Source organism: Streptomyces sp. NPDC006463 (assembly GCF_042870715.1).
Lineage (GTDB): Bacteria > Actinomycetota > Actinomycetes > Streptomycetales > Streptomycetaceae > Streptomyces.
In genome coordinates, this window is the sequence record NZ_JBIAHP010000011.1 from 314,385 (window position 1) to 338,789 (window position 24,405).

Consider the following 24,405-nt stretch of genomic DNA (forward strand, 5'->3'; position numbering starts at 1 on the left):
AGATCGGGCATCGGCGCCTGCTCATTCATACGATCACATCTCAAGTGACGGCGGCAAGTGCCAATTTGGGACATGTAAGTCACTTCGCGTACCGGGAATTTCAGCCAGGAAATAGCGCGGCGAGTGCCCCGGTGGAGGTGAAGACATGCCCCTGCAAACCAAGTTCACGCGCCGCCACGACGTTGTCCGCCCGGTCGTCCACGAAGAGGATCTCCCCGGCGGGCAGCGCCAGTTCACGTACGCACCACGCGTAGGCGGCGGGCTCCGGTTTGGCGCTGCCGATGCGGCAGGAGAACCCGACGGCCGCGAACAGGTTCAGCCACGGCTCGTATGTCTCGTACCGGACGGCCAGTTCCTCGGGGATGTTGGACAGCAGTCCGAGCGTGAGTCCGCGGTCGGCGAGGGTGCGGAGCAGGTCGACGCAGTCCTGGTCGACCTCGCTCCAGCTCGCCACGTCGGCCGCGATCAGCTCGGTGGTCAGGCGCTCGTCGAGCGGGATGTCCAGGTCGTCGCAGACGCCCTTCCAGTAGGCGGGACCGGACACGTCGCCGCGGTCGTACGGGGTGCGCCGCGACCAGTACGCCGCCCAGAACCGCTCGCGTTCCACGCCGGCCATGCGCTCCAGCACGGCCTGGGAGGCGGGCGACTGAAGGCGTGCGATGACGCCGAACATGTCGAAGAGGACGGCTTTCACGGCTGTCATCCTTGGGCTCCTCGGGTCGGGACGGCGTCCGGGTGGGCCGCGGAGCGCGAGCCGGGAGCCGAATCGAGGCCGGCCGGGCCGGCTTCCGGGTCGGCTTCCGCGTCGGCTTCCGGGTCGGGGGCGTTCTTGCGCAGCCACACGCTGAGGACGGCGCAGACGGCGGCGAGTGCGAACAGCACCAGCGGCGCCGCCCGCACGTCCATAGTGTCGATCACCCCGCCCAGCAGCGGCGGGAAGGCCACGCCGCCGATCATCGAGGCGGCGATCACGTATGCCCCGGCGGCGGCGACGCTCGGTACGGCCCGGTTCAGCCAGGGCAGGCAGGTGGGGAAGATGGGCGCGATCATCAGGCCGACGCCGAAGTACGCGTACGGGGCGAGCGCCGGGACGGTCGCGAGGAGCAGGAAGCCGGCCATGCCCGCGCAGCAGACGGTCAGGATGGACGGCGCGGACCAGCGCAGGCTCAGGGGGACGATGACGAACCGGCCGATGGTCATCGCCGCCCAGTAGGCGGAGGTCGCGGTGGCGGCGGTGGCGGCGCCGTAGCCGACGGCCTCCAGGTGGGTGGGCTCCCAGCCGCCGACGCCCGTCTCGATGGCCACGTGCAGGACGTAGACGCCGACGAACGCGGCGATGACCGGCAGGACGCGCGCTCCGCCCGCCCGGCCGGCCTCCGCGCCGACGGGCTCCGGCTCCCGGGCGGCCACGCCGCCGAGGGTGAGCAGGATGAGCAGGCAGACGACGCCGATGCCGACGAAGATCTCCGGATAGCTCTCCGCTCCGAGCCAGCCGACGAGGGCGGGACCGGCGATCGCGCCCACCCCGAAGTGGCCGTTGAGCAGGTTCAGCATCGCGGTGCTGCGGCGGCCGAACCCGACGGCGAAGAGCTGGTTGAGGCCGTAGTCGATGCCGCCGAAGCCCAGCCCGATGACCAGGGTGCCGGTCAGCGCCAGGATCCAGCTCGGCGAGAACGCGAAAACGGCCGCGCCCGCCGCCATGAGCAGGTAGGAGCCGCCGAGCAGCGTGCGGTTGCTCAGCCGCCCCCGCAGCACGTGATAGATCAGCACACCCAGCAGCGCGCCGACGAAGTGGGCGCTGAGGCTGAGCCCGGCCACGGCGGGGCTGATGCCGAACTCGTCCCGCAGCGCCGGGATCGCGGGACCGTACAGGGCCTGCAGGGCGCCGATCACCACGAAGGCGGCGCACGAAGCGATGATCGCGACGGTACTGAGCAGCGGTGCGGCCTTCTCGGACGGGTCGGCCTCAGGGGTGGCGGACATCGCTCTCCTCATCGTTGCTTGATCGAATGAACATCACCGATGTTCATTAGAGCCTCCAGATCACACACAACGGCGCACTTTACTCAGATTTGATGTTCGTTACCACACATGGGGTGTGCACCAGCACCCCCGGCAGCTCCCTCCCTGTGCTAAAAGCAGACACATGAACGTGATGGAGAGACACAGGTTCGTGGTCGCGCTGCTCATGAAGGAGAACCGCGCGACCGTCGCGGAACTGGCCGCAGCCACCGGTGCGTCGGAGATGACCATCCGCCGGGACCTGGAGGTGCTGGAGTCCCGCGGGGCCCTGCGCCGGGTGCGGGGCGGCGCGGTGAGCAACCTGCCGGGCGGGGTCGAGCCGCCGTACGCGATCCGCGCCATGTCCGGCGCGCAGGCCAAGGAGCGACTCGCGGCCACGGTGGTGAAGCTGCTCACCGACGGCGAGACCGTCGCCCTGGACACCGGCACCACCGCCGTGGCCGTCGCCCAGGCGATGGCCGGCCGGAAGCTCACCGTCACCCCGCTGTCCCTGCACGCCGCCTTCACGCTCTCCGGGCATCCGGACATCCAGCTCGTGCTGCCCGGCGGCCAGGTGCGCCCCGAAGAGCTCTCCTTCTACGGCCGCACACCCGTCCAGACGTTCCAGGACCTGTGCTTCGACACCTTCATCCTGGGCTGCTGCGGCGTCGACCCGGTCCAGGGCGCCACCGCGTACAACCTGGACGACGTACAGGTGAAGCGGGCCGCCGTGGCGGCGGCTCAGCGGGTGATCCTGGTCGCGACCGCCGACAAGCTCGGCCGCGCGGCGCTGGGCCGCATCTGCACGATGGAGCAGATCGCGCTCATCGTCACCGACGCGCCGGAGGACTCGCCGGTGGTGGAGGAACTCCGGGCGCAGGGCGTGGAGGTGGTCCACCCGGCGGACGGCTGAGCCCGGCGGGGCTGACCCCGGCGGGGAACGACCGCCGGGCCGAGGTCAGTGCAGGTCGGCCCCCGCGGGGGTGTCGTCCAGGAAGCCGCCCGACTGGTGCTGCCACAGCTTCGCGTAGGCGCCCTCCGCGGCCAGCAGCTCCTGGTGCGTGCCCTGTTCGAGGATCCGTCCGCGGTCGAGGACGACGAGCCGGTCCATGGTGGCGACCGTGCTCAGCCGGTGCGCCACCACGAGCGCCGTCCGCCCCTCCATGAGCCGCCACAGCGCCTCCTGGACGAGGATCTCGCTCTCGGAGTCGAGGGCGCTGGTCGCCTCGTCGAGCAGCAGGATCGGCGCGTCGCGCAGGATCGCCCTGGCGAGGGCGACCCGCTGGCGCTGTCCGCCGGACAGCTTCACCCCGCGCTCGCCCACCATGGTCTCGAAGCCGTCGGGAAGCGCGTCGGCGAACTCCGTGACGTGCGCCGCCTCGGCCGCGCGGCGGATCTCGGCGTCGGTGGCGCCCGGCCGGGCGAAGGCGATGTTGTCCCGCAGCGTGCGGTGGAACATCGCCGGATCCTGCGGCACGTAGGCGATCAGACTGCGCAGGTCGGCCTGGCGCAGCCTGCTGATGTCCTGACCTCCGATCAGGATCCGGCCGCCGTCGATGTCCGTCATCCGCAGCAGCAGCCGGCTGAGCGTGGTCTTGCCCCCGCCGGACCGGCCGACCAGGCCGATCTTCGCCCCGCTGGGCACGACCAGGTCGAGGCCCTCGAAGAGCGGCTCCGCGCCCGCGTGGGCGAAGTCCACCCGTTCGAAGCGCACGTCGGCGGCCCCGGGCAGCAGCGGTTCCGGGCACACCGGGTCGAGTACGGTCGGCGGTGCCAGCAGCAGTTCGGTGAACTGCGCCGCCTCCGTCATCGAGCTCTCCAGGCGGCGGTAGATCTGGTTGAACTCGATAACGATGCATGGGAACGTTTTCGCAGGTCAGATGCCCTTTGGATCGCTGAAGGTCAGCAAAGTGTCAGCATCGGTATCCGAGGAGTCCAGGCGCATGGCAACCAAGAGACTCGCCCGAGGGATGGGTTCCTTCTTCAAGGACTGCGAGCACCCCACGCCCCGGTGGGCGAAGTGCCCGCACTTCTACAAGGTCCGCTACAGAGGCCCCGGCGGAAATCAGGTCGAGGAGTCCGGCTTCCTGACCTCAGACGCGGCCATCGACCGATTGACCAATGTCTACAAAGCGAAGAAGGCTGCCCCCGCGAGCCAGGCGAAGATCGAGCGCATCAAGAAGTACGGCCAGATGCGGTTCAAGGAGTACGCCGCCGAGTGGAAGGCCGGTCAGCGTCACCTCGGTCCCGCGACGGTCGTCAGCCTCGACTCGCTCCTCCAGCACCACATCTACCCCGCCATCGGGACCCGGCGGATGAGCACATTCGACCCCAAGGTCGTGGACAACTTCATCCGGACGATGGAGCGCAACGGCACCGGCCTCGCAACACAGTCCAACGCCTACGACAAGCTGAAGTCGATCCTCCTCGACGCACACCGCCTGGGCCTCTTCGAAGACAGCCCCCTCCTGGGCGTCAGCCCACCCCAGTACGACCCCAAGCGCGCCGTCATCCCCTCACCTGAGGAGCTCCAGGCCCTTCGTCGCACCGGAGACGACGTCTTCCAACTACTGGTGGAACTGATGAGCGGCTGCGGCCTACGCAACGGCGAGGCCGCCGCGGTCAACCTCAACAACATCGTTGCCGACGATGTCTACCGTGTCAGCGAGCAAGTCAACCAGTCCACGAAGCAGTACGACCGCCTCAAGCACCGCAAGCTCGGCGAGTACCGCGACGTCCCGCTTCCCCAGCGGACCAAGAACGCCATCGAGTCCTACGCCGACAGGCACGGCACCACCGACGGCTACCTACTGCTCCACCCAAAGGACTCCGGCCGTCCCTTCCAGCCCTACCTCTTCCAAAACCAATGGCAGCGACTCAAGCGACGAGGCGCACTCGACATACCCGAAGGCATGGTCATCTACAGCCTCCGCCACTTCTTCGCCTCGAACTGCCTCACGCACAACATCCCCATCACGGACGTCGCCGAATGGATGGGACACAACAACATCGACATCACCTTCAAGACCTACCGACACCTCATGCCCGGCTCGATCGGCACAGCCGCCAAACTCCTCGACGCCGGCCTGACCGCATGACACCCGCGTACACCATCGCGCACTCTTACCCAGGCCCCAGAACACGGCAAGCGAGACGCCAAGACGGCCGGGCCGGGGGAACCACGCCGGATCGGCGGCGGCCGGATCCGCACCGAGTTCACCCACCTCCTCGACACCCCCGTCTATGGACCGAGCCGTCCGAGGAGGCTGATGACGCGGGGCACGGCGGTGGTCTCACAAGCGGAGCGCTGCGGTGAGGTTCTCCAGCAGTTGGGCCTCCGCGCGCTTGACCGATTCGGTGGTCCGGGCGGCGTACAGATCGTGTACGTCGATGCCGGGGACCAGCCTCGTGGATTCGCTGACGGCGTGGGCCGCACACGAGTCGAGGATCACGGGTCCCGAGCGGTCTGCCTGCCAGGCGCGCAGATCGGTCTCGGCCATGGGCAGCCCCAGGGTCGTCACGACGACAACGGCTCCCTCCGGTATACGGCACAGGTCCTGGAGGGTGACGACATGCCGGTAGGCGGGCGAGTGGAAGGACAGGCAGTCCGCGGAGCCGAGCAGCTCGGCCAGCGGCGCCCACCGAGGCTCGTCGGCGGCCGTGGAGCGATGCCTGGGGGTGTGGAAGAGGACGTCCATAGCGAGAGCCATGGCGACCTTGCCTACGCGCCGGGCCACGGGTCCGTAGCCGATGAGCCCCAGGCGGCGGCCCGCCAGCTCCCCCGGTGCGCCCCCGCTGTGGCGCGTATGGACGAGGAGCTGCTCGATCACGAACTCGGCAGTGCCGATGTCGCCGTAGCCGTAAATGGGCGACACGGTGATGCCCGCTCGCCGCGCGTGGTCCAGGTCGACGCGATCGGTCGAAGTGGCACGCAGGCCCACATAGCGCAGGGCAGGCAGCTGACTCAGGTGCCCGGCGTCGAGCCGGTCCTTCCACCCCGCCAGCAATGCGTCCGTCCGCGCGAACGACTCTCCAGGCTCCGAATCCGGTGAGGGCCACTCGCTCAGTCGCAGTGGCGGCCGCTCGCTCAGCGGGCGGAGTGCGTCAAGGAGTCCAGGGGACGGCCAGAGGCCGGGCAGCAGGGAGACCTGCTGGAACACGGAAGTGGGCACCGTTCTTCTTTTCGTATGGGAGGGCCGTTGGCGGGTGGAGGGGCGTGGTCGGGCTCAGGAGGCCCGCACGGGCGGAACCACGGCATCGATGAGGTGGGGTCCCGGTTCCGCGACGGCGGCTCGCAGTTGACGGGTGAAGTCCTCGGCCGTGTGGGCCCGTGTGGCGGGTACGCCCATGCCGTTCGCCAGCGCGACGAAGTCGAGTCCCGGGATGTCGATGAGCGACCGGCTGCGCTGAGCGTCGGCGCCCTGGAACGCCCCGACCCGCCGCAGCTCGGAGTCGAGGATCGCGTAGGAGGCGTTGTTGAAGATCACTGTCGTCACGTCGAGGCCCTCACGCGACTGCGTCCACAGCGACTGGAGGGTGTACATCGCGCTGCCGTCCGCCTCCAGATTGATGACCGGCCGGTCCGGGCAGGCAACGGCCGCCCCCGTGGCGACCGGCGTTCCCATGCCGATCGAACCGCCGGTGATGTTCAGCCAGTCGTGGACGGGCGCACCGGCAGTGGCGGCCGGCAGCCAATAGTCGGACGTCATGGCCTCGTCGACGACGATGGCCCCCTCCGGCAGGAGCGCGCCGATGACGGCCGCGGCCTTCTCCGCCGTCAGTGCTCCGCTGGGCAGCCCCGGCCTGCCCGCGTCGCTGACAAACGGCGCGGTGCCGGGCGCCACCAGGTCGGCCAGGTATTCGAGGGCTCCGGGTGCCGCACCGAGGTCGTGCACCTCGCACTCGGACGGGATCAAGGTGCTCGGCTTACCCGGGTAGGCGAAGAACGAGACGGGCTCGCGCGTGCCGGCGAGGACGAGGTGCCGCGCCGCCTTGAGCCGGTCGGCCGCCAGGTCCCTGGGGTAGGGCAGCCGGTCGAAGCGCGGGATGCCGGCTCCCCGCTCGTGCCGCGCGGGGGATTTTTCGGCCAGGACGTCGGCCCCAGTCGCCGCCGCGATGCGGCTGGCCGCCCCGAGCCCCGCCCGGCGCGCGTTGCCGCCCCCGACGAGCAGGAGGCACCCTTCGTTCTCGCGCAGGGTCTTGGCGATCCGCTCCACCGCGGCCGCGTCGAACGACGGGGGCTGCGCGGCAGGAACGGGCACGGCACCGGCCCCCCCGGACCAGCAGACGTCGGAGGGCAGGACGAGGGTGGCGACGCCGCCGGGGAGATAGCCGACCGGAGTCCTGGCGGCCTGGATGGCGGCGGCGGTGTCCGGCCCGGCATCGGCGGAACGCTCGGTCCTGCGCACCCATGCCGACACCGTGCCGGCCATGCTCTCGATGTCGGAGTCCAGGGGCGCGTCGAAGGGTTTGTGGTACGTCGCGTGGTCGCCCACCATGTTGATCAAGGGCGTACCCGCGCGGCGGGCGTTGTGCAGGTTCGCCAGCCCGTTGCCGAGACCGGGCCCCAGGTGCAGGAGCGTCGAGGCGGGCCGTCCCGCCATCCGGCCGTACCCGTCGGCGGCGCCCGTCGCCACTCCCTCGAACAAGCAGAGGATGCTGCGGATCTCCGGCGTCGAGACCATGGCTGCGACCAGGTGCATCTCGGAGGTGCCGGGATTCGTGAAACAGACATCGATGCCACCGTGCACAAGGGTGCTGAGCACTGCTCGGGCGCCGTTCATGGGGGTGCCTACCTTTCGGGGGTCAGCCGGCGATCTGTACGCGCTTGAGGTGCCGCTGCGGGTCCTCAAAGGCATTGCGGGAGTGCAGCATCCGCCAGTTGTCCCAGACCACGAGGTCCCGCTCCTGGTAGCGGACGGCGATGTGGTTCTCCTCGTAGAGGGCGCTTCCCCGGTCGATGAGCCGGCGTGCCAGCTCGTCGCCCTCGGGTATCTGCAGGTAGCTGGTCGAGTACCGGAAGATCATTTCGCCGTCGCGCTCCTCCAGGACCGGGTGCTCCGCCGTGGGCACCACTCCGCGGCGGGCGAGGCCCTCGGTGGACTTCCACTGGTAGCGGGTGTCGAGGAAGTGCTGCCGCTCGCTCGTGTCGAACTCCGCGAGCACGCGGTTCCCGTCGAGCATGGTGGTCTCGCCGCCTCGCCCCTCAGCCGGCTTGACGCACCACAGCGCGAGATACCGCGGCGGCGTGCCGCGGAACTCGTATCCCTCCGTGTGGGGCTGCAATCCCCCCTGGTTCTGGCCGTGGTTGACGTCGTCCATACCGCGTTCGGGCTTCACGTCCCCGACGACCGTGCCGGTGGGCGTGGGCTGGAACTCCCCCAGCTCCTTGAGGAAGGCGACATGGTCGAAGGACTCGGGAACGTCCACCACGTGCACGTATCCGTTGTTGCCGAGCAGTTGGCGGAACGCGTACTTCAGCACGTGGTCAGCCAGCTCGTCACCGTTCATGTCAACGCATGAGACAACGCTGTCGGGGCACTTACTCACGATTACTCCATTGGTTCGTCTGGTTCGTCGCTGAGGTCAATAGGGGACGGCGCAGGAGGTGTTTCAGTAACTGATCAGCACCTTCAGGGCCGTTCGCTCGTCCATGGCCTGGTAGCCACCGGGGATTCCTTCGAGTCCGATCGACAGGTCGAAGACCGGTGACGGGTCGATCACCCCGTCGAGGACGTCGGGCAGCAGCTGGGGGATGTAGGTCCGCACCGGCGCGACGCCGCCGCGCAGCGCGATGTTCCGCTCGAAGACGTCGCTCAGATCCAGCCCCGTGTCGCTGCCGTGCGGCACTCCGACGCAGCCGATGGAGCCACCGTCCCTGGCGATCTGCAGCGCCGTCCACATGGATTGTTCGGTGCCCACGGCTTCGATCACCGCGGGCACGCCCCGGCCGCGGGTCAGTTCACGCACGGCCTCGACCGCCGTCTCTCCACGTTCCGGGACGATGTCGGTCGCGCCGAAGGCAGTGGCGATGGCCGTACGAGAGGGGTGCCGGCCGAGCGCGATGATTCGTTCGGCGCCCAGGCGCTTCGCGGCGAGCACACCGCAGAGTCCGACCGCGCCGTCGCCGACGACGGCCACCGTGGTGCCGGGTCCCACGCCCGCGCCGAGCGCGCCGTGGTGTCCGGTTCCCAGTACGTCGGACAGCGTCAGGAGCGCAGTGAGCAGACGCCGGTCCGATGCCGCTTCACCGGGGAGCCGTACGAGGGTTCCGTCGGCGTACGGCACCCGGACCGCCTCGCCCTGGCCGCCGTCCGATCCCCTCGTGCCCCAGAAGCCGCCCTGTTCGCACGATGTGGTCAGCCCCTCGGCGCAGTAGCCGCATATCCCGTCCGACCAGACGAACGGCACGACGACCAGGTCACCGGCGGCGTAACCCATGACGTCGGCGCCGACGTCCTCGACGACGCCGACGAACTCGTGGCCGGTGCGCTGCCCCGGCTGGAAGCTGGCCATGCCCCGGTACGCCCACAGATCGGTGCCGCAGATGCAGGAGAGGAGGACCCGTACCACGGCGTCGGTGGGCCGCCGGATCACCGGGTCGGGCACCTCCTCGACTCGTACGTCGCGGGAGGCGTGGATGACAGCGGCGCGCATGCGTATGGTCCTTCCTGCTGGGCGAACGGGTCGAGCACCTCGTCCGCGGCGGCGGGCGGTTCGCCCGTCGCCGATGCCGACCGGTGATCAACCGCCCGGTTCTCTCCGGGCAGCTGCTGATAGGCCGCTCACACGTCGGGGCGGCGATGAGGCCTCAACCGCGGAGCGCGGGCTGACGATCCGACGTGTTACGAGCTCTTACTCGCCCAGGCCGACGCTGAAGGCGACCGCCGCACTGGCATCCCCGAACCGGATGCCGCCTTCTCGCTGGCCGGGTCAGGCACTCAGGAACGAGGAACGAGGTCTTCTGAAAAGCGGGCAGGGTGGTGTAGGGGTGGCCGCGCAGGCCGGTGGCCCGGGCGGCTTCGACGTTGATCGCGGTCGTCGACGACCTGGGCCTCTCCCGGCTCGAAGGCGAACCGGCGTGGTGCTCTACCGGATCTTCAGTGACGATCATTTCGGCCTGGAGACCGCCGCGTCGGCCGACGAAGGCCGGACGTCGTCGAGGGTGGGGCGCTGCCGAGGCGCGGCCTCCGAACAGCTGGCCAGCGGGCCGGATAAGGCGATGGCCGAATTGTCGAGTGCCGTCACCGGACGCCACCCCCGAGGGCCCGCCCCAAGCGCAGCCGGGCCGCGGCGGCCGGACCCGGACAGCCGGCCAGGGCCAGGGCGTGTTCCAGCTCCTCCTGGAACAGCCCGAGGACCCGCCGTACCGCAGCCTCTCCACCGGCGGCGAGCCCCCACAGCACGGGCCGGCCGAGCAAGACGCCGTCGGCGCCGAGCGCCAGTGCCTTCAAAATGTCAGTGCCGCTGCGAATGCCGCTGTCCAGGAGGACCTGGCAGCGATCGGCCACGGCCTCCACCACGTATGGCAGGGCGTCCGCGGCGGCCAGGGCGCCGTCGAGCTGGCGGCCGCCGTGGTTGGAGACGACGAGGCCGGCGACCGCGCCTTCCGCAGCGCGGTCGGCGTCCTGCGAGTCGAGAACACCCTTGAGAACGAGCGGCAGCGTGGTCTGCGCGTGCAGCCATTCCAGATCAGCCCAGGACAGCGACGGGTCGACCAAGTGAGCGGTCTGCGCTGCGACGGCGCTGACCCCGTCGCGCCCGCCGGCTGGTAGTCCGTCGGCCCCAAGGGCGAAGTGGGCCGCGGTGACGCCTGCCGGCAGGGTGAAGCCGGCTCGCAGGTCGGCCAGTCGGCGGCCCATGCGCGGTGTGTCCACGGTGAGCATCAGGGCCTGGACGCCGGCTGCCTCGACACGGGCGAGGAGGTCTCGGGTCAGGCCCCGGTCGCGCAGCCAGTACAGCTGGAACCAGGTGGTGACGCCGGTGGCCGTGATGTCCTCGATCGGCGTGCTGCTGAAGGTGCAGGCCGTGAAGGGGATCCCGGCGGCCGACGCGGCGCGGGCCGCGCCGAGTTCGCCCATGGGATGCACCGCCTTCTGGTAAGCCATGGGAGCGACGGCCGCGGGTAGGGTGGTGGGCGCCCCCAACAGGGTCGCCGCGGTACTGGTGGTGGAGACGTCAGTCAGGACGCGGGGCACCAGGTGTAGACGGTCAAGGGCAGTGCGGTTGGCGTCGAGGGTCAGCCCGGCACCCGCCGCGCCGTCGACGAACCGCTCCACGGAGGCGGGCAGGATGCCAGCCGCCAGTGCCTGCGCATCCGCAGGCGTGAGGATGCCATCGAGAGCGGGCAGGGTCACTGCGCGCGCTCCGGGATGGCCTCGACCGTCGTGGTGGCGCCCTCGTGGTCGGCCTTCTCGGCCTGGACCGCCTCGTACAGCGCGCGGACGTTGCCGCCGCCGAAGGTGTCGGCTCCCATCCTCTCGATGATTTCGAAGAAGAGCGTGCGCTTGGGGTGGACGGTCCGGGTAAAGATCTGGAAGAGCTGGCCGGCGTGGTCCTCGTCAGCGAGGATGCCGGCGGCCCGGAGCTCTTCCAGGGAATGACGGTTCAGGTCGAGTCGCCCGGCCAGCGCGTCGTAGTAAGTGTCGGGGGTCGACAGGAAGGCGATGCCGCGCTTGTTGAGCCGGGCGACGGTCTCGACGATGTCTTCAGTGGCGAAGGCCAGGTGGTGGACCCCGCCGCTGCCGTGCCGCTGGAGGAAGTCGCCGATATGACCGGCCTCGTACTCGGGGCTGGGCGCGAGAACGGTGAAGGTGATGTCGCCGACGGGGCTGCGGACGGCCTTGGAGTCCATGGCTTCCCTGCCCTGAACCATCAGCTCCTCGTAGATGGCCCGGTAGCCGAAGACCCTCTCGTAGTAGTCGGTGGAGGCGGCGAGTTCGCCCATCTGCACGGTGACCGCGACATGGTCGAGCACGGTCAACGCGGGAGCCTCGGCGGGCACCGGCAGCAACTCGGCGACCGGCTCGAAGCCGGGCAGTGGCAGCGGGACGCCGTGCGCCTCGGCTCCGGCCGGACGCTGGACGAAGGTGTGGCGTACGTCGTCGAAACCGGCGCCGAGCACGGCCGTAACCCAGCCGTCGGCCTCGGCGGGCTCGGCCAGCACGGTCGCATCGCGGGAGACCGCATCGGCAAACGCGGCTCGAACGTCAGAGGCGGTCAGGGCGATGTCGGCTATGCCGTCACCGTGCCGGGCGGTGTAGACGGCGGCCGGGTGGTCGGCATCGAGGCCCTGGGTGACGACGAGGATGACGTCCCCCGTGCGGAGGGCTAGGGACCGGGAGCCGCTGTGCGGGCCGGTGCGCTCGGCGGTGGCGTAGATCTGGAAGCCGTAGCCGTGGGTGAACGCCTCGGCGGCGGTGATGGCGTCGGTGACGTACAGCTCGATGTGGCTGACGTTCAGGGTGGTGATGGTCACGGTGGGTCCTAGGGGTGCCGGGTATCGGGGTGCAGAGGCCGTAGGTTCGCCTCATGCAGGTGTTCGTTGTTGACGAGGAGGAGGTAGCGAGGGCGATGACGCTCTCGAACGGGGTGGTCATCTCGTGGTTGTGAGACCTTTAGGGGCCTGCCGAGTGGAGGGCGGTGGCCAGATTGTCGATCAGGCGCGTCTCGGCACGATGCACCGATTCCGACGTCCGCGCTGCGTAGAGCTCCTGCACGTGGACACCTCGAAGGCTCACCACCGCGTCGTCGACAGCGTGGGCCGCGCACAGGTCCATCACGGTCCGCCCCTCCCTGGCGGACTGCCAGGTACGGAAGTCCGACTCGGGCATCGGCAGGCCCAATGTCGTGATCAAGACGAACGCAGCTGGCGGAACCAGGCGGAGATCTTCGTATGTGACGACGTGTCGGTACGCGGGTGAATGGAAGGACAGGAAGTCCGAGGAGGCGAGCACCTCGCCGCTCGTGCCGCGCCGGCGACTTCTCGGCCAACAGCCGTGCCCCGGTCGCCCGAGCGATACGACCCGCTGCGTCCAGCCCCGAGCGTCGCATGTTGCCGCCGCCGATGAGAAGCAGACAGTCGTCGCGGGTCCGCAGCATGGTGGCGATCCGCTCCACTGCATCCGTGTCGATCGACGGACGTCGGGCGGCGGGAACGGGCGCGGCGGTCCCCCCTGCGGACCAGCAGACGTCGGAGGGGAGGATCAGCGCGGCCACACCACCTTGCAGGTGACCCGAGGTCCGGGCAGCGGCAATGGCTTCCGCCGTATCCCTGCCGGCGTCGGCGACACTCTGCGTCCGCCGAACCCACTGCGAGACGGTTCCGGCCATGGCCTCGATATCGGTGTCGAGGGGTGCATCGAACGCCTTCTGATACGTGGCGTGGTCTCCGACCATGTTCACCACTGGAGTGCCCGCGCGGCGGGCGTTGTGCAGATTGGCCAAGCCGTTGCCGAGCCCAGGCCCCAGGTGGAGCAGGGTCGAGGCCGGTTTGCCGGCCATACGCCCGTATCCGTCGGCAGCCCCCGTCGCCACCCCTTCGAACAGCCACAGGATGCTCCGCATCCCGGTTGTCGTGACCATTCCGGCGACGAGATGCATCTCAGAGGTACCGGGATTGGTGAAACAGACGTCAATATCAGCACTGTTGAGGGTCTGCAGCACTACTTGAGCACCGTTCATGACGCTCATGCGCGCGCACCCGAGGGAACCGACGAAAAGCGAACGGCGATACAGCATCCGAGGCGATTACTGGTCTCGTGCACCAGGGTGGCGCCTGCGGCTTCCAGCAGGCGCTGCATCCCTCGGACACTGAACGACTGGGATCGGAACCCTCCGTCACCACGAAACAGGGTACCGCCGTGAGTGCCGGGGCCCTCTTCGTGGATCGCTATTCCGCAGGCCGTGTAATAGGCGCGTCGTACTTCCGTGGTCCACGCATCGTCATTGAAGAAGGAAATGACACCCAGCCTCCCCACCCCACCCAGCTCCGCGAGAAACTTCGCCGGCTCGTCAAGGTTTCCGATCAGGTTGAAGGGAAGGAGGAGCAACGGACGTTCCCCTCGCACCTCAGGCACCCAGTCCTCACTAACGCGGATACTTCCGAGGACTGCTCGCGCCCATTCCCCCAAGCCCTCGTACGCGATCCGACGGCTCAAGGAGCCGATGGCGACGCTGTTCACGTCGACACCCACATAGGACATGTTGGCGACCTTCGCCACTTCCAGCGCACGCCCGTCGTAACACCCCAATTCGACCAGACTGTCACACCGGTGACGTGAGGCGACATCCAGGACGGTGAGGCCCTCCATCTGCAGGAACGACAGGATCTCGTCCGGGAAGTTGGCGACACTCATGATGCGGCGCGCACCCCCCTCGCGGTAGAAGTGCTCAGATCCGCCGTCGGCGGGAACACCTTCGACCGTCCCGGCACCCGTCTTCAAGAACACGGGGGATTCCAAAATTTCACTCTCCTCATAGCATTCGACGCTCACCCACGGCCGACCGCACATCCGTGGCGAGCAGACAGCAGACGCCGGGTCAATCCCCTGCGGTCGGTGTCGGAATTCCAAACCTGTTTCTGATTCTCGCGAAATGTTCGGCAGCCAACACACCGGCAAGGTTTTCGACGGTCTGAGCCTCGAACAGCGTGCGGACGGTCACTTCGAAGCCGAGTTCCTGGCTCAACTGCGAAGCGATACGGGCCGCCATCAAGGAGTGCCCACCGAGGAGAAAGAAATTGTCGTGCACACCGACCCGGGCGACGCCGAGCACATCGCCCCAGATCCGGGCGATGGTGCGCTCGACCGGGCTTCGGGGGGCGACGTACTCCACCTCGTCCTGGTCGGGGCCCTCGCCGGGATCCGGGCGGGCGCTTCGGCCCGCCGCTCCGGCCGGCGGCCCGACCCACCCGCACTGCTCGACCACGACTGCGTGAAGCTCGCCGAGCCGCGCTGCCGGGTCGGCCACCACCGCGGAGAGCAGGGTGCGGAAGTACTCGGCCATCCGCTCGACCGTCTCGCGATCGAACAGATCGTTGCTGTAGGTCAGCGATCCCTCGAGGCCACCCTGCGACTCCGACAGGACCATGGTCACGTCGAACTTCTCCACCTTCGTCTCGGACGGCAGGGGATCGATCCGCACGCCCGGCAGTCGCCAGGCCGTCTCCGTCGCGTTCTGGAGTGCGAACACGGCCTGTACCAGCGGCGTACGGCTCAGGTCGCGCGTCGGGGCGAGATCCTCCACCAGACGCTCGAACGGCATGTCCTGATGCTCGTAGGCGCTCAACGTCGCGCCCTTCACACGGCGGAGGAATTCGTCGAACCGCGGGTCGTCGAACGTTTGGGACCGCAGGACCAGCGTGTTGACGAAGAAGCCGATCAGCTCCTCGACCTCGACACGGTTGCGCCCGGCAACGGGAACGCCCACCGTCACGTCGTCCTGGCCGCTCCACTTCCCCAGCACCACCTGGAACAGAGCAAGGAGGAGCATGAAAAGGGTGGTGCCTTCCCGTTGGGCCAGCGCGTGCAGTGCCGCGGTCGTACCACCCGGAACCGTGAAGTCGACGGCGCTTCCTCGGCCAGAACGGACGGGTGGGCGTGGACGGTCGGTCGGCAACTCCAGCGGGACCAGTCCGGCCAGCGCGCTGCGCCAGTAGGCCAGCTGCTGCTCGAGGTCCTTTCCCTGCAGCTGGTCCCGCTGCCACACCGCGTAGTCGGCGTACTGGATCGGCAGCTCGGCGAGCTGCGCCTCTCGCCCCGCCATGCACGCCGCGTACAGCTCCGGCAGCTCCTTGGCCAGAATTCCGGTGGACCACCCATCAGCGACGATGTGGTGCATCGTCACCGCCATCAGATGGGCGTCCGAGGCCATCCGAACCACCACGAGCCGCAGCAGTCTGCCGCTGGTCAGGTCGAACGGTCGCGCGGCTTCCTCGGCCAGCACTTCCAGCCCGGCGGCCTCTGCTGCCTCTGCACCCCGGTCGGTCAGGTCCACGATGCGGGCCCGCACCGCCCACGGATCCTCGACGACCTGCACGGGATCCTGGTCCGCACCCACCACGAACCGGGTCCGCAGCACCTCGTGCCGCCGCACCAGACCGCTGAAGGCGGACTCGAGCGCCGCGACGTCCAGTCTTCCGCTAGCCCGGAACGCGAACGGTATCGAGTACTCCACGCCACCTGGCGCCAACTGTTCGAGGAACCACAGCCGCTGCTGGGCGAACGACAGCCGGACGGGCCGCGTCGGATGAGGCCGACGGTCTATGCCCGATACGCGAAACCGTCGCATGCGGGCGAGCAGTCGCGATTCCACATCTTGATCTTCCGAACGCAAATTCACTAATGGTTCCCCCGAGCTTGGCAATCTCCGCCATGAGACGGACACTGCGAGCGACAGACTTCTGATACGTGGGAAAGGGTTCAATCAGACGAAGAAAGAGGGACCTCGACGTCACACGGCGATGCCGTCCGCCGGCTCCAGGCGCGCGGCCAACGCGGCCACGGCCGCCTCGCCGCTCTCGAACGGGAATCCGTGGCCTCCGGAGAATTCCAGGACTTCGAAGGCGCCCTCCGTCCATTTCTCCCAGTTGCGGATGCCGTCGCGGTCGGTCCGCGGGTCGTCCGGGGACCAGAGAACGGTGAGCGGGCAGTTCACCTTCCGGAACGCCGGTGTGTACGTACGCAGCATCGCCAGGTCCGACGCGACGGCACTCGCGAAAACCTCGGCCAGTGCCGGCCGGGCCACGAGCTGCGCCGCAGGTCCGGACAGCGTGCCGAGCACTTCGGCGATGTAGCGCGGATCCATGGTCTCGGCGACCCGGACGGCCGCGTGATCGAGTCCGTCGATACCTGAAATGAACACCCGCGATGCCTGTCGAGCGGCCGTCTGGCTCAGGCACAGAGCCGTCTCGTAGGCCAGCCAGCCTCCCATGCTGTGGCCGAAGAGGGCGTACGGGACAGGCCGCCGACCACGCGCCGCTTCATCCTGTGCCAGGCGTCCGATCGCGTCGGCGATCTGTCGGACGACCGAAGCGAAGTCGGTGGGCAGAGGCTCGTCGAAGCGTGCCTCACGGCCGGGAAGCCGGATGGGAACGATCTCGAGCCAACCGGGCGCGACACGCGGCCACTGCTGGAAACCGGACGTGCCGCCGCCTGCTTGCGGCAGGCAGAACAGGCGTACCCGCCCGCCCTCGCCCCTGGCCGGGGGGATGCGGAACCATGCACTGTCGACGGGACGAAGGCCGTCGCGCCCGTCCGTCCCGACGTCGTTTCCGGTCACCTCGTCGGGGCCTTCGGCTGGGTGTGGTCACCGAGAATCTCCGCCAGACGCCGTCGGTCGGTCTTCCCGTTCCCGTTCAGGGGCAGTGCGTCGAGGTGCACGATCCTGCGGGGCACCATGTGGAGCGGGATCTGCCGGCGCAGCCAGTGGTGGAACCGGTTCTCCGGGATGCACGTCCCGGAATAGGCGGCGAGCAGCTGGGTCTCGCCGTCGACGGACCTTGCCACCACTGCGGCCTCGACGACATCCACGTGCTGTCGCAGCGCGGCCTCGACCTCGCCGATCTCCACGCGATGACCCATGATCTTCACCTGGTTGTCGAGCCGGCCCCGATGCACCAGGGAACCCCCGTGGATGGCGACCCTGTCCCCGGTCCGGTACCAGTGCAGGGCGGTGAGGCCTCCGCCTGTGTAAGGAGCCGCCGGTGCCGAACCTTCCTCGAACAGCAGGAAGCGGTTCATGTCTTCGGCCGGGTCGAGATATCCGTCGAACCGCTGGGGGCCTCGGACGCACAGCTCGCCTTCACCATCGGGCAGTCCGTCCTCGTTCAGCAGGACGATCTCCAGGTGCGGGTAGGCACGGCCGATGGGCACCGTGTGGTTCGACGTCTCGGGCCACATGCTGCGGTCGGCGGGCAGCTCGTAGTCCGTGCACGTGATGGTGGCTTCGGTCGGCCCGTAGAGGTTGTGGATCCTCGAGTGCGGCGCCACCTGGCGCCAGAGGTCGGCATGCTGGATGGTGACCGGCTCGGCTCCGAAGAGGCTGTGCCGCAGTCCGACGGCCCGCCCCAGCGGCATGTTCCCCATCAGCCGCGCCATGGTGATCACCGACGGTACGGAGAACCAGTGGGTGAGCCTCTGGTCCACGATGAAGTCGACTGGGGTATAGAGGTCCTGCGCCGACGGGACCACGAGGCAGGCCCCGGACCCCCAGGCCACGAACATGTCAAAGACCGACGCGTCGAAGGTCAGCCCGAAGACCTGGGACATTCGGCAGCCCGGCCCCGCCTCGTAGCAGCAGATGTTGTAGGACACCGATGCGGAGATGCTGCGCTGCGTGATCGGCACGCCCTTGGGGCGGCCGGTCGACCCGGACGTGAACAGGATGTAGGCGATACGGCTGGTGTCCGTGGGCACGGGCGGCAGCGCACCCTGCTCGAGGTCGCCCGCCGGCAGCGGGAGGCTCGGCATCTGCAGCACGGTCGGCTCGAAGCCGGAAGAAGCATCGGGAACCGCCGCGCCGTGTTCCGCATCGACGAGGATCGCATCGATTCCGGCGCGCTCGGCGATGTCGGTGTTCCGCTTGAGCGGGTAGTCGGGATTGAGCGGCACGACTGCTGCTCCGAGCCGCTGCACGGCCAAATAGCCGGCGTAGGCGCTCACCGTGCGTGTGGCCAGCAGCGCAACCCGGTCGGGTACTGCCCCGTGCGCCTCCACGAGACGGCAGGCAAGGGCGAGCGCCGTCCGGTGCAGTTCGTCGTAGCTGAGAACGTGGCCCTGCACTTCGAGCGCCGGTTCCTGTGCGTGCCGCTCGGCCGAGTCGGCGAACCACTGGTAGAGCGTCCGGTCCTGCGCGACTTCCCTCAGCCCGGTCACGGGTTCTTCGCTCCTTCCTGGGCAAGCAGCTGGGCCTGGCTGAGGACCGTGTTGGAACGGTAGAGGTCGGCGATCTGCAGTTCCCTCGAGGCCAGGCTGGACAGTTCACCGTGCAGGATGATCAGCAACAGCGAATTCCCGCCCGTCTCGAAGAAGTTGACGTCCAGCGGGACTTCTTCAAGACCGAGCACGTCCAGCCAGGCCTGCCGTACCTGCGAGAGGAGCTCATCGGTCATCGGTGACTCCGTGTCACGTGCGGTACGGGCGGCAGCTTCTTCCTGGAGTTCGACATGTCCATCCATCGGTGTGGGGTTCCTCATTTGCAGTTCTCGACGATCTTTTCGAGCAGCACGCGGGATGATTCGGTCAGGTACATGTGGCCACCCGGCATTTCCAGTATTTCGAACGGCTTGCTGGTCACCGCCCCCCACAGCTCGGCGAGCTCACGGGGGGCCAATACGTCGTGGGTGCCTCGCACGGAAGTGATGGGCGTCGACAGCGGCGCATCGGAAAACGGCTCGTAGTCTTCGTGGATAGCGGTGTCGGCCCGGAGCAGCGGCAGCAGCAGATCACGCAACTGAGGGTGATCGAATGCCGCGTGCCGATATCCCGACATCTCTTCCACGCGAATGAGGAAATCTTCGTCGGCCAAGTCCGAGATCCGAGGCGGGCGGACCCGTGGTCCAGGTGATCCGCTGACGAACAAGCGGATCAGATCGAACTGCGGCCGCGACTCCAACCTACGGGCGAGTTCAAATGCAAGGACGGCACCGAAGCGACTGTGCCCGAAGATCGCAATGGGGCGGCGATCAGCGGTGAGCCGCTCCGCCTGGCTCGCCAGGTCCGCTACGGCGTTCTCCAGCACGAAATGCGGAGACTCCGCATAGCGCTCTTCTCTGCCGGGAAGCTGGAGCGGCACCACCTCGACCCCCGGCACCCCGAGGTTCCCCCACGGCCGGAAGAAACCTGCGCCACCTCCCGAGAAGGGCAAACACAGCAGCGAGAACGACATGTACGGCACCTTTACCGTGAGAATTGAAGTCGACTGGAAAGACCGAGAGGTTCACCTCGGTCGGAAAACGGGGAAGGGATTCCCTCAGGAACGGAGCTCCCGGAGCACACCTTGGAGCTCTTCCGCCAGTGCGTCGGCGAGGGCCTTCACATGCGGCGGACGGAGGAGCGTGTGATGGCTCCCTGCGCACGTTCTGGCATCCACACGACCGGAGAAGGGGACCCAGCTTTCCACCAGCGGAACGTCTCCGCTCGATTCCGCCTGATACAGCAGCACATTACTCGCGACCGGCCGCGGACGGTACCCGGCAAGGGCCCGAGAATGGGCCAGCATCGTCCGCAGACAGTTCACCAATTCCGATTTTTCCATGGAAAGCAGAGCCTCGGGCAGGTTGAGCTGGTGCACCATGCCGACGAACCACGGTGGAGTCGATTCGATTTCTGCAGCCGGAGCAGCGGAGACGCGGGCATGGAGCTCCTGCAGAGCATCCCTGTCACGTTCGAACATTTCCAGAGTGTCTTCTGTTGGCAAGCAGGAATCGAATGCCACCTGAAACCCTACCCGTTCACCTGAATCCTCGATGAGCCGGGCGATCTCGATCGAGAGAACCCCGCCGAAGGACCAACCGGCCAGGAGGTAGGGCCCGGTCGGCTGGACCTCCCGAATGGCATGCCAGTATTTTTCTGCCATCGCCGCCAAATCCTCGTCGGGCTCGGTGCCGAACCCGACGGCGCCCGCCTCGATCCCCACGGCACGCACCCATGGCGCGAGTGATTCCGCGAGGGCGAGGTACCCGGTCACGTTGCCTCCGATCTCGTGGAGGCAGAAGAGTACGGGGCGGGCGGCATCGGCCCGGTTGAGCTCGACCACCGAGACGCGACTGTCCACGCCACCGCGGAGTGACCCGAGCATCTTGAAGCGTTCACCGCCGGGCCCCGCCGGCCGTTCGGCCGGGTTCCCTCCCGGCTGCGCGGCAGAAGGAAGCACGTCAGCTGCTCGAACCACTTCCCTCAGTGTCGACAGGAACCGGGATGCCAGGAACTCCACGGTGCTCGGGTCGTGGACGTTGCTCGAGTAGGCGATTTCGAGGACCAGCCGGTCTCCGCTGACCCCCATCAGGATCTGGAGGAGATGGCTGCGATGACCGAGTGGGCTGGTCATCCTCCCGATGTCCTCACCCGTTCCAGCACGCGTCCCCAGTCCGTGAACCTTCGATTCGAAGGTGCCCAGGTAGTTGAAGCTGACCTCAGCAGCATGGCGGGTGAGTTTGCGCCGGATGCCCGCTTCCCCCAGGTAACGAAGGATTCCGTAGCCGATCCCGCGCTGCGGAATCTTTGCCAGCTGACGCTTTACGTGGGCCAACGAATCGACCGGACCGGCTCCCTCTGCCAGTTTGATCTCCACCGGGAAGAGACTTGTGAACCACCCAACCGTCCTGGTGAGGTCAACGTCCGCGAAAATGTCCTCCCGTCCGTGTCCTTCAAGGTCCACAACCGTCGAACTGCTTCCCGTCCACTCACGCAGGGCGAACGCGAGAGAGGTGAGCAGCACATCGTTTATCTGGGTACCGAATGCCGCCGGCACGGTCTTGAGAAGCAAATCCGTCTCTGCTGCTGTCAACGAGGCGGTGACCAGGGATTCCGACGCCTCACTGTTGGAGCCGTCGTGGTCCCGCGGAAGAGGGTTCACCGTACGCGGCTCCACCCAATGGGACTCTTCCTGCCGCATTTCAGCGGAGTGGGCAAACTCCGACAGTCGCCGGCTCCACTCCTTGAAGGAAGTGGTCTTCTGTGGAAAATCGACAGTCCGGCCGTCCGACAGCGCCTGGTAGGCCGTGCCGAGGTCTTCGAGAAGGATGCGCCAGGATACCCCGTCCACCACCAGGTGGTGTGCGGTGAGCAGCAACCGTTGTCCGCCTTCGCGACCTAGCTCTATCAGACCGACTCGGAACAATGGACCTTCGGAAAGATTCAGGCTCCGCTGCAGACCCTCGCCTATCTCCTTCAAGGCCGGCAGACGCGCCTCGGAGGGAAGTGTCGAGAGGTCATGACACTGAAGAGTGTTCGAGGGAACGCCTTCGCCGAAGCACTGAACCCAACCGTCCGCCTCCTGGCGGAAGGTTGAAGCGAGTGCATCGTGATGTCCGACGAGAGCCCCCAGCGCATCTTCCAGAATCGCTGGGTCCAGGTCCACGGTTTCAAGGAGCATAGACTGATTGAAATAATGGGGCTCCACCGCATCACGCTCGAAGAACCATTGCTGAATCGGCGTCAGCGAGGACTCCCCCGTGATTCTTCCCTGCTCAGCCTGAACCGCCACAGAGCGCTTAGCCGCCCGGGCTATGCCGCCGAGTGTCTGATGTTGGAATATCGTGCGAGGCGTGAGATGGACACCATGCTTCTTCACCTTGGCGATCATCTGGATGCCGAGGATCGAGTCGCCACCCAGGGTGAAAAAGTTGTCGTGCACCCCCACGCGGTCGACGCCCAGGACTCGGCACCATTCGCGGGCAATGATGACTTCGGTCGCGGTCTGTGGGGCGACGAACTCCACCACAAGTTCCGGACGATTGCCGTCCGGTGCGGGTAGAGCCGCGCGGTCCACCTTCCCACTTGACGTCAGCGGCAGCCCATCGAGGAATACGAAAGTACTGGGAACCATGTAATCCGGGAGTGTGCGACCGCACCAGTCCCTCAGGGCGTCCGTGCGCAGATTCTTCCCGGTGACCGGAACACAATATGCTGTGATCCGCCTGTCGCCAGGAGTGTCTTCGCGAACGACAGTGACGCTCGAAGCAACGTCCCGGTGCGCCATCAGGGTCGACTCGACCTCACCCAGTTCGACTCGGAACCCGCGGACCTTGACCTGCTGATCGATCCTCCCCAGGAATTCAAGAGACCCTTCGGGCAGCCAGCGCACCAGATCGCCCGTCCGGTACACCCGCGCATCCGGATCGCTGGAAAACGGATGGGCGACAAATCGCTCGTCCGTCAACTCCGGTCGATTGAGGTATCCGCGTGCTACCTGCACCCCGCCTATCCACAGCTCCCCCGGCACACCGACCGGCGCCAGGCTTCCGAAGCGGTCCATCACGAAGACTTCGGTGTTGGCGACAGGACGGCCGATGGTGACACGGCCGGCTCCACCGACGTCTGAGGTCGTTGCGTAGATCGTTGCCTCTGTGGGCCCGTATCCGTTGATCACACGCGTGGCGACTGCAGTCAACCGCTGGGCCAGGTCCTCCGCCAGCGCCTCTCCCCCAACGAGGATCCGCAGGTCCGGGACGGGTTCCTCGAGAACGTCGACCAGGAGCCGCCAGGCAGAGGGGGTGGCCTGGACGACGTTGACACGGCGCTCGGTGATCACTCTGGCGAGATCCGCCGGCGAGCGGACCTCGGACCTGCTCGCGATGACGACGCGCGAACCGGTGATCAGCGGCAGCAAGAGCTCCACGTACGAGATGTCGAAGGTGACGGTGGTCGCCGAGAGGAAGCAGTCCTCGTTGCCGGCCGAGATAACCTGTCGCATCGTCTCGACCAGATTGACCAGAGACCGGATGGTCACAGCCACGCCCTTGGGCGTTCCGGTGGAACCTGAGGTGTAGAGAACGTAGGCAAGGTCGTCGGGCCCGGCAGTGCGACTCGGGTTGTCCACGGGCCGGGTCTCGATTTGTTCCCAGTCCCCGTCCAGGAGCACGAGCGCCAGAGCACGTGCAGGCAGCCGGCCGGCGAGGTGCTGCTGGGTGAGCACCACCGGAGCGGCCGTGTCGCGCAGGACCAGACCCAAGCGCTCCCCGGGGTGATCCGGATCCAGCGGGACATAGGCACCGCCTGCCTTCAGCACGGCCAGGAGTGCGACCACCATGTCCGGGCCTCGCTCGGTGCAGACGCCCACGGGAACGTCCGGTCCCACGCCGAGTTCGCGGAGGTGGTGCGCCACTTGGTTGGCACGGAAATTCAGCTCGCGATAGGTCAGGGCGCTTTCACCACAGACCACGGCCACCGCTTCCGGACCGACTTCGACCTGCTCCTCGAACAGCTCGTGAACACAGCGATCCCGCCGGTATTCCGCGGCGGTGTCATTCCATTCGACGAGGAGTTGGTGTTCCTCGGCGGGGGTGAGCATGCGGAGTCGGCTCAGCGGGGTGGTGGGGGTGGTGGCCGCATGGGCGAGGAGGGTTTGGAAGTGACCCGCCATACGCTCGATGGTGGCCGATTCGAACAGATCTGTGCTGTAGCTGAAAGTGGCCCGCAGGCAGTTCTCGGACTCCGTCACGAACAGCGTGAGGTCGAATTTTTCGGTTGTGGTGTGGGGTGGTAGGGGGGTGATGTTCGTGTTGGTGAGGTGCCAGGTGGTGTGGGTGGTGTTCTGCAGGGCGAGCATGACTTGGAAGAGGGGGGTGCGGCTGAGGTCGCGTTCGGGGGCGAGTTCGTCTACGAGGCGTTCGAAGGGGAGGTCTTGGTGTTCGTAGGCGTTGAGGGTGGTGGTTTTGACCTGGTGGAGGAAGTCTTGGAATGT

The 24,405-nt window shown here is 67.6% G+C and carries 18 protein-coding genes and 2 pseudogenes; 2 read left to right on the forward strand and 18 right to left on the reverse strand.

What is annotated here, in order from left to right:
* Window positions 1-100 precede the first annotated feature (100 nt).
* Both ACFYOB_RS22130 and ACFYOB_RS22135 read right to left on the reverse strand, forming a co-directional pair.
* Window positions 101-703: an HAD family hydrolase gene (locus ACFYOB_RS22130; RefSeq protein WP_388561913.1), complete on the reverse strand. Its 603-nt coding sequence runs from the start codon at window positions 701-703 to the stop codon at window positions 101-103.
* Window positions 700-1,983, reverse strand: coding sequence for an MFS transporter (locus tag ACFYOB_RS22135; RefSeq protein ID WP_388561915.1), 1,284 nt, complete (start codon window positions 1,981-1,983; stop codon window positions 700-702). Before ACFYOB_RS22135 ends, ACFYOB_RS22130 begins: the two co-directional genes overlap by 4 nt.
* Window positions 1,984-2,146: 163 nt before the next feature.
* On the opposite strand from ACFYOB_RS22135, the gene ACFYOB_RS22140 reads away from it, so the two are divergent.
* Window positions 2,147-2,914, forward strand: coding sequence for a DeoR/GlpR family DNA-binding transcription regulator (locus ACFYOB_RS22140; protein ID WP_388561917.1), 768 nt, complete (start codon window positions 2,147-2,149; stop codon window positions 2,912-2,914).
* Window positions 2,915-2,959: 45 nt separating this feature from the next.
* Here ACFYOB_RS22140 and ACFYOB_RS22145 read toward each other — a convergent pair.
* Window positions 2,960-3,856 (reverse strand): annotated as a pseudogene (locus ACFYOB_RS22145) (ABC transporter ATP-binding protein); the annotation flags it as partial.
* Between the two features lie 88 nt (window positions 3,857-3,944).
* Here ACFYOB_RS22145 and ACFYOB_RS22150 point away from each other — a divergent pair.
* Window positions 3,945-5,099, forward strand: a complete 1,155-nt coding sequence (locus ACFYOB_RS22150; RefSeq protein ID WP_388561919.1) for a tyrosine-type recombinase/integrase — start codon at window positions 3,945-3,947, stop codon at window positions 5,097-5,099.
* Between the two features lie 195 nt (window positions 5,100-5,294).
* Here the strand turns inward: ACFYOB_RS22150 and ACFYOB_RS22155 are convergent, their stop codons facing one another.
* The 15 genes and pseudogenes from ACFYOB_RS22155 to ACFYOB_RS22225 all read right to left on the reverse strand — a co-directional run.
* Window positions 5,295-6,173: an NAD(P)-dependent oxidoreductase gene (locus ACFYOB_RS22155; RefSeq protein ID WP_388561921.1), complete on the reverse strand. Its 879-nt coding sequence runs from the start codon at window positions 6,171-6,173 to the stop codon at window positions 5,295-5,297.
* 54 nt (window positions 6,174-6,227) lie between these two features.
* The gene (locus ACFYOB_RS22160) at window positions 6,228-7,784 is read right to left on the reverse strand and encodes an acetolactate synthase large subunit (RefSeq protein ID WP_388561922.1); all 1,557 of its coding nucleotides are present in this window, start codon (window positions 7,782-7,784) and stop codon (window positions 6,228-6,230) included.
* A gap of 22 nt (window positions 7,785-7,806) precedes the next feature.
* Window positions 7,807-8,511, reverse strand: a complete 705-nt coding sequence (locus tag ACFYOB_RS22165) for a TauD/TfdA dioxygenase family protein (protein WP_388561924.1) — start codon at window positions 8,509-8,511, stop codon at window positions 7,807-7,809.
* Window positions 8,512-8,613: 102 nt separating this feature from the next.
* Window positions 8,614-9,657, reverse strand: coding sequence for a zinc-dependent alcohol dehydrogenase family protein (locus ACFYOB_RS22170; protein ID WP_388561926.1), 1,044 nt, complete (start codon window positions 9,655-9,657; stop codon window positions 8,614-8,616).
* A 587-nt stretch (window positions 9,658-10,244) separates the two neighbouring features.
* The gene (locus tag ACFYOB_RS22175) at window positions 10,245-11,357 is read right to left on the reverse strand and encodes an alpha-hydroxy acid oxidase (protein ID WP_388561928.1); all 1,113 of its coding nucleotides are present in this window, start codon (window positions 11,355-11,357) and stop codon (window positions 10,245-10,247) included.
* Window positions 11,354-12,478: a 4-hydroxyphenylpyruvate dioxygenase gene (gene hppD, locus ACFYOB_RS22180; RefSeq protein WP_388561930.1), complete on the reverse strand. Its 1,125-nt coding sequence runs from the start codon at window positions 12,476-12,478 to the stop codon at window positions 11,354-11,356. The genes ACFYOB_RS22175 and hppD overlap by 4 nt, the downstream gene beginning before the upstream one ends.
* Window positions 12,479-12,617: 139 nt before the next feature.
* Window positions 12,618-12,833 (reverse strand): hypothetical protein, encoded by a 216-nt coding sequence (locus tag ACFYOB_RS22185; protein ID WP_388561986.1) that lies wholly within the window; start codon window positions 12,831-12,833, stop codon window positions 12,618-12,620.
* A 544-nt stretch (window positions 12,834-13,377) separates the two neighbouring features.
* A pseudogene (locus ACFYOB_RS22190) lies at window positions 13,378-13,740 on the reverse strand (thiamine pyrophosphate-binding protein); the annotation flags it as partial.
* Window positions 13,689-14,450 (reverse strand): hypothetical protein, encoded by a 762-nt coding sequence (locus tag ACFYOB_RS22195; RefSeq protein ID WP_388561932.1) that lies wholly within the window; start codon window positions 14,448-14,450, stop codon window positions 13,689-13,691. The pseudogene ACFYOB_RS22190 and the gene ACFYOB_RS22195, both read right to left, overlap by 52 nt.
* Before the next feature lie 91 nt (window positions 14,451-14,541).
* Window positions 14,542-16,314, reverse strand: a complete 1,773-nt coding sequence (locus ACFYOB_RS22200; RefSeq protein WP_388561934.1) for a condensation domain-containing protein — start codon at window positions 16,312-16,314, stop codon at window positions 14,542-14,544.
* 138 nt (window positions 16,315-16,452) lie between these two features.
* Window positions 16,453-17,280 (reverse strand): thioesterase II family protein, encoded by an 828-nt coding sequence (locus ACFYOB_RS22205; protein ID WP_388561936.1) that lies wholly within the window; start codon window positions 17,278-17,280, stop codon window positions 16,453-16,455.
* Window positions 17,277-18,875, reverse strand: a complete 1,599-nt coding sequence (locus ACFYOB_RS22210) for an AMP-binding protein (RefSeq protein WP_388561938.1) — start codon at window positions 18,873-18,875, stop codon at window positions 17,277-17,279. The genes ACFYOB_RS22205 and ACFYOB_RS22210 overlap by 4 nt, the downstream gene beginning before the upstream one ends.
* Complete coding sequence (locus ACFYOB_RS22215; protein WP_388561940.1) at window positions 18,872-19,111, reverse strand: phosphopantetheine-binding protein; 240 nt, start codon at window positions 19,109-19,111, stop codon at window positions 18,872-18,874. Before ACFYOB_RS22215 ends, ACFYOB_RS22210 begins: the two co-directional genes overlap by 4 nt.
* Window positions 19,112-19,191: 80 nt before the next feature.
* Window positions 19,192-19,887, reverse strand: a complete 696-nt coding sequence (locus ACFYOB_RS22220) for a thioesterase II family protein (protein WP_388561942.1) — start codon at window positions 19,885-19,887, stop codon at window positions 19,192-19,194.
* 84 nt (window positions 19,888-19,971) lie between these two features.
* Window positions 19,972-24,405: amino acid adenylation domain-containing protein (locus tag ACFYOB_RS22225; protein ID WP_388561944.1), on the reverse strand; the 4,434-nt coding region annotated here is incomplete at its 5' end.